Raw genomic sequence first — 9,862 nt, 5'->3', positions numbered from 1 at the left:
TCACAAAAGCTTTCAAATAAACAAATAAACAAAAAGAAGTGTTGGAGTACTTAAAGTGCCTAAAGTACTTAGAGTTAAAAAATAAAAGCTGAAATTTTAAACCCCAGCAAAAAACTTCACAAAAGCTTTCAAATAAACAAATAAACAAAAAGAAGTGTTGGAGTACTTAAAGTGCCTAAAGTACTTAGAGTTAAAAAATAAAAGCTGAAATTTTAAACCCCAGCAAAAAACTTCACAAAAGCTATCAGATAAACAAATAACCAGTTTTCAATAAAATGACTTTAGGGGAAATCTATCTGTTTTCGCTTTTCCACTTAAGTATCAACTCAGTTAGTTTCTTTTTTGTGTAAAGTGGGAAATCACTTCTCATTATCCAACCATAGTAAGCAGAGTCTTTTTCAAAAATTTCTGTTACGATTTTTCCTTTATATTTTCCAAAATTGAAAATTTCAATACCATCATTATTGTATGCAATTCTTCCTGCGAGGTCAACTATTTTATCTAATTGTTTTCCTGTAAAATCATATAAGGAATCAACATTGTTTTCAAGTATCTTATATCTGCCAACCTGTGCTAACAATACTTCCTGTGTTGCTATTATATCACCTTCTGCACTGTGTTTTTTTTCAATTTTTTTATTGCAATAAAACTTGTATGCTGCTGAAAGGTCTCTTTTTTCCATTTTGTGAAAAATATGTTGCACATCAATAACTTTTCTTCCTTCCAAACTAAATTCAACATTTGCTCGTAAAAATTCTTCCATTATTAATGGTAAATCAAATTTCACAATATTGTATCCTGAAAGGTCTGAATTAGCAATGAAATTAATAACTTTTTTTGCAATTTTGGCAAATGTAGGCTCATCTTTTACATCTTCATCTTTAATCTTATGAATCCCAATTGATTCGGCTGATATTTTTATTTCAGGATTAACTCTTAATGTTAAAATATCTTTTGAGTTATCAGGCATTAGTTTTAATATAGAAATTTCTACTATTCTGTCGTGGCTAATACTTAATCCTGTTGTTTCAAGGTCGATAAATGCCAGTGGCTTTGTTAATTCTAAATTCATAAAATTTATTTTTCTTTTTTTAATAAAAATTTTGTTAATAATTGTTCAATGATTTTTGGGTAATATTTGTACTCAAATAAATGAACTTTGTTTGCAACATCATTAATGCTATCGTTTGAAGGGTCAACATTACATTTAATCTGAAAGATAATATCCCCTTCGTCATATTTCTCATTTACGTAATGAATTGTTATTCCTGTTTCACTTTCATTGTTTGTCAATACAGCTTTGTGGACATTATCACCATACATCCCTTTCCCTCCATATTTTGGTAATAATGCAGGATGAATATTAATAATTCTGTTTGGGAAATATTCTATTATAGTTGATGGGATTAGTAACATAAATCCTGCTAAAACAATAAAGTCAATCTTGTTTTCTTTCAGTTTGTCCAAAACAATACTGCTATCTGAAAGTTCTTTTTTATGAAAAATAAATGAATTAGTATTTAAATTTGATGCACGTTGAATTACTTTGGCTTTTGGATTGTTTGTACAAACTAATGCTACTTCAACAGCTTTATTATTCTTGAAGTATTTAATAATGTTTTCTGCGTTTGTACCGTTTCCTGAGGCAAATATTGCAATCTTGTTCATTAACAATTGTTTTTATTTCTAATTAAGTCCTAATTCATCAATGAATATTTTTGTAAATAATGAATCAATATTATTATTACCATTTAGGTTGTGAAGTTCAAGAGACGAAATTATAAACTGAGTATTTCCATTAAAAACTTTTTTAGCAATAACAGTTGATTTTCCTTCCCATGGTTTTTTACCAAATGTTCCTGTTTTTACAATTTTTGCATCGTATAAAGCAACTGAACTAATATCTTGATAAAAAGGTCGAGCACTTGCAATATATTTTGATGATTTTAGTAGTGGCCATCCTTGCAAATGAGGTAATATTGAATCTCTTTCAATTCTAAAACTATTAACACCTTTGGGCATGCTTACCAAAGAATCAATTGGAGTAAAATCAAGAAAACCTGCTTGTTCATCAATAGAAGAAGATATTTCAACAGCCATAAATAATTTACCACTATTATTGAAAAAATTTGTAGTTGTTCTTTGTGCTAACGACATTGAATATCCAACATCTTTACCAAACCAAATTAAATAATCGAATAGGTCGAAAATCATTGATTGAGTGATATTATCAGGTGATAGTTCTGTATAAATGTTGTCAATAACTTCATTAATTCTTGTTATTTCATATTTTACAATTCCGATGTTTTGTAAATTGTTAACGTAATAATCTTCTCTTAACTCGATATTTTTTGAATAAGCATTTACAAGCAATATTTTTGAAGTTGGCTTAATGACAAATATTTTATAACTACTATCAAATTGAGAGGTTTCGCCAACAATGTCAACAGAGCGTATAAAAAGTCTGTTGGTATCGTTTAGTCGTAAACCTTGTAATACCTTGTCATGTAGCTTTAAAGAAGTGCCTTGAAAAACATCACAATCAACAATGTTATCGATCAAATTTTGGCTTTTAATAATAATTGAATTATAAACTGATTCAACTATTAAAGCTGTATTGTTGGTATCGTTTAAAAAGATTTCATAATGTGCAAGATTTTCATTTCCGTCAGGGTCGCTTCCTTGCCACGAAAATTTTAAAACAGGAAAAGTTGCTTTCGGTTTGCGTAAAGGTGTTGTTTTTGAATAAACAAATTCAACATTCGGAGGTGAATTTTTTACAGGGAAAACAATGTATGCAGGTGTTTTGTCAGCAACACCATCGTTGTCAATTGAGCGGATATAAAATGAGAAATTGAAAGTATCACTTCCTTCGGGAATATTTATTAAAAAAGTACTGTCTTGCTTTTGTGTAAATTCCCAGTTTTTGTTGTCTAATGAAAATTCATAACCGCTTAAATAACCATCTTTATCATCTCCCCACCAATGAATATCAATTTTAGTTTTTAACCTGTTATCACCAAAACGAATTATTGTATCCACAACAGTGTATGTTTCAGGAGCTAAGTTTGCATTAATATCTCCCTGCAATGATTCTTTACAAGAATTAAAAAGTAGAACTCCGAAAATGAATGCAATGAGAATAGTAATTTTCATCAAATAATTTGATTAAACAATTTTTCAAAAACAATTATTTATGAGTGCAAAATTAGTTAAAATTTAAATTCTAAATCTTATGAGTCAATCTAAAAAGTTCAAAAACATGAATAAGAAGAAATTGCCACGAAGACACTAAGGCACAAAGAAAACACAATCAATGAGATAGTATTTTTGAATCCTTCAAGATTTTGTACATTTGAGGTTAAAACTACTTTTTGGAGTATTTTTAATCTTATACTTTCTTTTTTTTGACAGATTGCAATTAAATTGTTTTTTTAAAAAATCAAATGAAGAACTTTTTATATTTTTGTTTCTTCAAAAAAAACAATTATTGAATATGAATAATAAGATTCAACCTACGGACTATATTTTAAAATCAATGAAAACGGGTAAAACCTATAAAGATACAGGCTGGATGCTTAATCCTCCTGAAAAAGAGCCTTCATTGATACGTGCAATTTATTCTAAAAAACAATTGGAAGTAAAAGATGATTCTTATGGTCTTTATAAATTTGCAGATTGGTTGCCCATAAAAAAAATGCTTAAAGGTTCCTATGCTCCTCATACTTATAAAAGTGAAAAGCTTGCTCAAGAACTCGGATTATCAAATCTTTATATAACCTTCAGTGGGTATTGGCCAGAAAAAAATATTTTCATGAAAACATGTTCTTTCAAAGAAACGGAAGCATATACTGTTTGTGGAAGAATGGCTGCAATGGAAGATAAAATTCTCGTTGTAGCATCAGCAGGAAATACAGCAAGAGCATTTGCCAGAGTTTGTTCCGATAACAATATTCCTCTTTTACTCAGTGTGCCTGAAGATTATATTGATACACTATGGTTTGATGAACCAATAAAAGATAATGTGAAATTAATTGTATCACGCTCAGGTAGTGATTACTATGATTCAATTTACCTTTCGAACTTAGCTTGTGAACTTGACAATTTTATTCCTGAAGGAGGAGCTAAAAATGTTGCCAGAAGAGAGGGGATGGGAACAACAGTACTTTCTGCTGTAACTACTATCGGGAAAATTCCCGATTATTATTTTCAAGCGGTAGGAAGTAGTACGGGAGCAATTTCTGCATGGGAAGCTAATTTAAGACTTATTGAAGATGGTAATTACGGGAATAATAAAATGAAATTAATGGTTTCTCAAAATTCACCTTTTACTCTTGTGCATGATGCATGGAAATCTAATTCGAGAGAATTACCAAAGCTTGATGATAATGTTGCAAGAGGTCAAGTTGAAAATATTATTTCCAAAGTGCTTTCAAACAGAAAACCGGTATATTCAATTTCCGGTGGATTATATGATGCGATGAAAGATGCAGGAGGAGATGTGTTGTTGGCAACAAATGAAGAATTAAATGCCGCATCAGATTTGTTTGAAAAATTAGAAGGAATTGACATTCACTCAGCAGCAGCAGTAGCTACGGCAAGTCTTATAAAAACTGTTAAAGAAAATAAAATTGATAAAGATTCAATAATTATGCTCAACATTACCGGAGGTGGTGAAGGAAGATTTGCTAAAGATAACAAACTACATTTCTTAAAACCCTCATTGGTTTTTGATATAAATCCTGATTTGCAAGAAGTAAAAGAAAAGTTGGAAAAATTGTTTTAAGATGCAGGATGCAAGATGCAAGATACAGGATGCAAGATACAGAATGCAAGATGCAGGATACAAGATGCAGGATGCAAGATACAGGATGCAAGATGCAGGATGTAAGATGTGGGATTTAATTAACATTTTATAATTATACAATTATAAATATTTTTTGTATCTTAGTAGCATATTTAAAAGTGCCATGTATAAGCCTACAAAAAACATAAGTTTTGCCGATCTTGCAATTGCTGAACGGAAAATCAATAAATCATTTTTTAATTCAATCAATAAAATAATTAATTGGAATAAAATTGAAAAATTGATAAATCAAAATTATAGTAAAGGAAAACGTACTGACGGACGACCGGCATATTCGGGATTGTTACTTTTTAAGTTTTGTCTTCTTGAAGAATGGTTTGATATAAAAAATAATCATATTGAGGATTGTGTAAATGATTCATTGTCTTTCACTTATTTTGCTGGTTTAACTCTTGAAGATGAAATCCCTTCAAGGAGTACAATCCGTAATTTTAAAAACGAATTAAAACAGAAAGGAGAATTCCTTAATTTGATAAATGAGGTAGAAAAGCAATTAAAAGCAAATAATGTAGAACTTATTAAAGGTGTAATTCGTTATCCTAAATTGAAAATAAAAGTTGATGATTAAGGAATTATTAGAAGTTTCCTTAATTTTAACCCTATCAAATATAAAATACTGATATTTTGATTAACAGGTTTTGAATTAATTTGCTATTATACCAATTTAATTTCAAAACGCCTGATAAATAAATTAAATTATATTTTTCTTTTTTTAGGCAAAAATTCTTTGCATAGCTATAGCTACGGAAATAATTTTTAACGACAAAAAAGGGAAATAGAAATGATTTATATCGGGTGTTTTGATGTTAATTTGGTATTAAAGCTAAAATCAAAAATATATATCATAAATCCTTTAATTTTATTATTTTTGAGGCACATATCAATCTAATAATTTAAATCAACTAGATATGAAAAAATATTTATTATTTGCAATTTTATTATGCAATGGATTATACTTATCTGCTCAAAGTAGTTATATATCTTTTAACAATAAATCTTTTAAGAATTATGAAACAATGCCTGTAAGAGCTGTAAAGGATTATGGCACAGAAGGTTTAGAGATAGAATATAATTTTAAAGGTGCTATGTTAACATCCAAAAAAATCAATAATGTTGAATATCAATTTCTTCATATTGAAGGTTTTGGTAAACTTGGAGATATTGGAAGACCCGCTTTACCTGCGTTTAATGATATAATTGCATTGCCTGAAAATGCAACAATTGAAGTAAATATTCAATACTCAAAGTGGATAGATATTGATACTTTTATGATTCATCCTGCGTTACAACCTGCACTTGATACAGAAGGAGCATCAGAACCTATATTTGAAATAGATAATCAATTGTATAGTAGAAATGCTTTGTATCCTGCACAAATTGTTGATGTTATAGAAATAAATCAATTACGAAATACCCGATTGGCATTAGTCAGGATTTGCCCTGTACAATTTAATCCGGTTAGTAGAAAACTGAGAGTCTTTTCTTCAATAAAATATAAAATTGTTTTTAAAGGCTCAGGGAAGTCTTTTAATCAAATTAGTACGAATAATACTTTTAGGTTTACCAAAGTGCTTAAAAATCTGGCACTTAACAATCGTTTTATTCCTGATGGAATTGCTTGCTCATCTTCATTACCTTTTGTTGAAAGTTCTTATGGTCCAAGAAAAGACTACATAATAATTACACATTCTGCTTATCAGTCAGCGGCAGATACCCTTGCAAAATGGAAAAGGAAAATGGGATATTCTGTTGAGGTTGTTTCACGTTCAAGTTGGTCTGCTACTCAAGTTAAAGATTCTATTCATAGCCGTTATTCTAATTGGACACCAAAACCTGATTATTTTGTTATTATTGGAGATCATACAGGTAGCTATGCTGTACCGGGGGAAACTCATACTTCTCCAAATAATAATTCTTTCGCATCTGATTTATATTATGCATGTATGAATGGCTCGGGAGATTATGTGCCTGATATGGCAAGAGGCAGAATATCGGTATCCTCTCCTTCACAAGCTTTAAGTGTAGTTCAAAAAATTATTAACTATGAAAGATATCCTGTTTCTGACACAAATTTTTATCAGAATGGGTTGAATTGTGCTCAATTTCAGGATAATAATACGGATGACTATGCTGACAGGAGGTTTGCACACACAAGTGAAGAAATAAGAGATTACATAATTAATCGCGGATATAATGTTCAAAGAATTTATTATGCAAGTAGTAGTGTTACGCCTAAATATTATAATAATGGATATTATTCTAATGGACAAAGTATTCCTTCTGTATTATTAAAATCAAATGGTTATTCGTGGAATGGTAGTTCAAGTGCCATTACAACTAGTATTAATGCTGGTAAATTTTATGTTTTTCACAGAGACCATGGATATGCAGGTGGATCAGGATGGGCACATCCATATTACACTACTTCAAGTATGAACAGTTTATCAAACGGTAGAAAATTGCCTGTTGTTTTTAGTATTAATTGTCATACAGGAGAATATCAACTTAGTGAATGCTTTGCAGAAAAGTTTTTAAGAATGACAAATAAAGGAGCAGTTGGAGTATTTGCAGCATCTTATTACAGCTATTCAGGATTTAATGACGGTTTATCGGAGGGCTTTATTGATGCAATTTGGTCTAATCCAGGTTTAGTTCCAAATTTTGGTTCAGGTGGTGTTTCTAATCCATCCTTAAATAATCACTCTGACATTTATACAATGGGTGATGTTCTTAATCAGGGTCTTATAAGAATGGTTCAAACATGGAGTGGTTCTTCTACATATCATAAATATCAGCATGAACTTTTTCATTATTTTGGAGAACCTGCTATGAAAATATGGACAAGCACTCCTACTTCAATAACCGCAACTCATGTTGACACAATTACACCTTCAACAAGTAGTTTTGCAATTTCAAATTGTAGTGCTACAAGTGCTATTGCAACTTTGGTAAAAGGAGATAGCCTTGTTGGAAAAGTTCAATTATCAAATGGAAGTGGCAGTATTTCTTTTTCTTCTTTAGCAAATGGAACAAATTTAGTGTTAACAATTACAGAACATAATAAAATACCATATTTTGATACCATAAGAGTAAGATATTTAAATGTTATTCCAATTACCCAATTTTCAGCAAGTCCGACTACTGCTTGTATTTCATCCACAGTTTCTTTTGCAGATCAATCCACAAGTAATCCTACTTCATGGACATGGAGTTTTAGTCCGTCAACTTTTTCTTATGTTAATTCAACATCTTCAAGTTCAAAAAATCCAAAACTTCAGTTTAGTGCTTCAGGTAATTATACTGTAACTCTAATATCTTCAAATTCTTCAGGGAGTGATACTTTAACCAAAACAAATTATATTTCAGTAGTACAGATAAATGCTGATTTTTCAGCTAATTCAACAACTGTTTGTGCAGGCTCTATTGTCGATTTTACAGATGCATCAATTTGTTCACCTACTAGTTGGAGCTGGTCTTTTACTCCATCAACTGTTAGTTTTATGAATTCTACATCAGCAACTTCTCAAAACCCAAAAGTGAAGTTTAATGCAATAGGATATTACTCAGTTGAACTCATTGCTTCAAATACAGGTAGTTCCGATACAATTGTTAAAAATAATTTTATTAATTCTCAAGCATTGAATGTCGATTTTTATGCAAATCAAACTAATGTTAGTTCAGGTGATACAGTTGAATTTACTGAGAATTCACTTTGTAGTGCAACTTCTTACTTATGGAGCTTTAGTCCAACAACTATAAGTTTTGTGGGAGGAACAAATGCCAATTCTCAAAACCCAAAAGTAGTTTTTAATGCAGAAGGAGATTATAATGTAAAACTTGTTGCATCAAATACTTATGGAAGTGATTCACTACTTAAAACTCAATATGTTACAGTTGTAAATAAAATAAATATGTGTTCAGTTATTGCTACTACTTTAGCCAGCGGGATATTGTATGACCCGGGTGGAGCTGTTAATAATTACAACAATAATCAAAACTGTGGTTTGTTAATTAATCCAAATTGTGCTGATAGTATTTCCCTTTCATTTAACTCATTTAATCTGGAAACAGGATATGATTATTTAAAGGTTTATGATGGTCAAAATTCTTCAGGTACTTTACTACTTAATGCATCGGGAACAATAATTCCTTCAACAGTTGTTGCAACATCAGGTTCAATGTACATCAATTTTATTTCTGATATTTATGTTACAAGACCGGGATTTGAAGCAAATTGGCAAACAGTCCTTTCAATAATTCAAGCTGATTTTTCAATTAATGACAGTACTCAATGTAAAAGCGGAAATAACTTTGTTTTTACAAATTCAAGCACAGGAGCCTCAACTTATAGTTGGGATTTTGGAGATGGAAATTCTTCAACCCAAACAAGTCCAAGTCATGTTTACGCAAATTCAGGAAGCTATTCTGTAAAATTAATTTCAACAAATAGTAAAGGATGTTCAGATTCATCAACAAAAACTCTTGCAGTTTATCCTCAACCAACAGCTTCATTTTCTGTTAACGATAGTACACAATGCCTAAGTGGAAATTCTTTTGCATTTACAAATTCAAGCACAGGAGCCTCAACTTACAATTGGAATTTCGGAGATGGAAATTCTTCAACCCAAACAAGTCCAAGTCATGTTTACTCAAATTCAGGAAGCTATTCTGTAAAATTAATTTCAACAACCGCCAATGGATGTTCAGATTCTGTTACACAAAACATAATTGTCTATCCACAACCAACAGCTTCATTTTCTGTTAACGATAGTACACAATGCCTAAGTGGAAATTCTTTTGCATTTACAAATTCAAGCACAGGAGCCTCAACTTACAATTGGAATTTTGGAGATGGAAACTCTTCAACACAAACAAGTCCAAGTCATGTTTACTCAAATTCAGGAAGCTATTCTGTAAAATTAATTTCAACAACCGCCAATGGATGTTCAGATTCTGTTACACAAAACATAATTGTCTATCCACAACCAACAGCTT

At 30.6% G+C, this 9,862-nt stretch carries 7 protein-coding genes; 4 read left to right on the top strand and 3 right to left on the bottom strand.

Translation table 11 applies throughout. The annotated features are described in order from the left end of the window. Window positions 1–292 precede the first annotated feature (292 nt). From U9R42_05170 to U9R42_05160, 3 genes are read right to left on the bottom strand one after another with little or no spacing between them, the layout of a single operon-like run. A complete protein-coding gene (locus U9R42_05170) occupies window positions 293–1,072 on the bottom strand; it encodes a 3'-5' exonuclease (protein ID MEA3495409.1) in 780 nt (259 codons plus the stop codon). Between the two features lie 5 nt (window positions 1,073–1,077). Further along, window positions 1,078–1,668: a phosphoribosylglycinamide formyltransferase gene (locus U9R42_05165; protein MEA3495408.1), complete on the bottom strand. Its 591-nt coding sequence runs from the start codon at window positions 1,666–1,668 to the stop codon at window positions 1,078–1,080. Window positions 1,669–1,686: 18 nt separating this feature from the next. Then, entirely contained in the window at window positions 1,687–3,156 is a 1,470-nt protein-coding gene (locus U9R42_05160) for a hypothetical protein (protein ID MEA3495407.1), read from the bottom strand. A gap of 340 nt (window positions 3,157–3,496) precedes the next feature. On the opposite strand from U9R42_05160, the gene U9R42_05155 reads away from it, so the two are divergent. The 4 genes from U9R42_05155 to U9R42_05140 form a co-directional block, all read left to right on the top strand. Continuing rightward, complete coding sequence (locus tag U9R42_05155; GenBank protein ID MEA3495406.1) at window positions 3,497–4,786, top strand: cysteate synthase; 1,290 nt, start codon at window positions 3,497–3,499, stop codon at window positions 4,784–4,786. A gap of 1 nt (window position 4,787) precedes the next feature. Further along, window positions 4,788–4,919 carry a hypothetical protein gene (locus U9R42_05150; protein MEA3495405.1) on the top strand — a complete coding sequence of 44 codons (132 nt, stop codon included), beginning with the start codon at window positions 4,788–4,790 and terminating at the stop codon, window positions 4,917–4,919. A 51-nt stretch (window positions 4,920–4,970) separates the two neighbouring features. Further along, entirely contained in the window at window positions 4,971–5,435 is a 465-nt protein-coding gene (locus U9R42_05145; protein ID MEA3495404.1) for a transposase, read from the top strand. A 340-nt stretch (window positions 5,436–5,775) separates the two neighbouring features. After that, window positions 5,776–9,862 (top strand): C25 family cysteine peptidase (locus tag U9R42_05140; GenBank protein ID MEA3495403.1); only part of this gene is annotated, 4,087 nt, incomplete at its 3' end.

It is taken from the genome of Bacteroidota bacterium (genome assembly GCA_034723125.1).
Lineage (GTDB): Bacteria > Bacteroidota > Bacteroidia > CAILMK01 > JAAYUY01 > JAYEOP01.
The sequence above is the reverse complement of the archived record's forward strand: the minus strand, read 5'-3'. Positions and strand labels throughout refer to the sequence as shown.

Bases quoted from the DNA above. Each gene is read 5' to 3' on its own strand.
- U9R42_05150 (MEA3495405.1), top strand. From the start codon at position 4,788: ATGCAGGATGCAAGATGCAAGATACAGGATGCAAGATACAGAATGCAA.
- U9R42_05165 (MEA3495408.1), bottom strand. From the start codon at position 1,668: ATGAACAAGATTGCAATATTTGCCTCAGGAAACGGTACAAACGCAGAA.
- U9R42_05160 (MEA3495407.1), bottom strand. From the start codon at position 3,156: ATGAAAATTACTATTCTCATTGCATTCATTTTCGGAGTTCTACTTTTT.
- U9R42_05170 (MEA3495409.1), bottom strand. From the start codon at position 1,072: ATGAATTTAGAATTAACAAAGCCACTGGCATTTATCGACCTTGAAACA.
- U9R42_05145 (MEA3495404.1), top strand. From the start codon at position 4,971: ATGTATAAGCCTACAAAAAACATAAGTTTTGCCGATCTTGCAATTGCT.
- U9R42_05155 (MEA3495406.1), top strand. From the start codon at position 3,497: ATGAATAATAAGATTCAACCTACGGACTATATTTTAAAATCAATGAAA.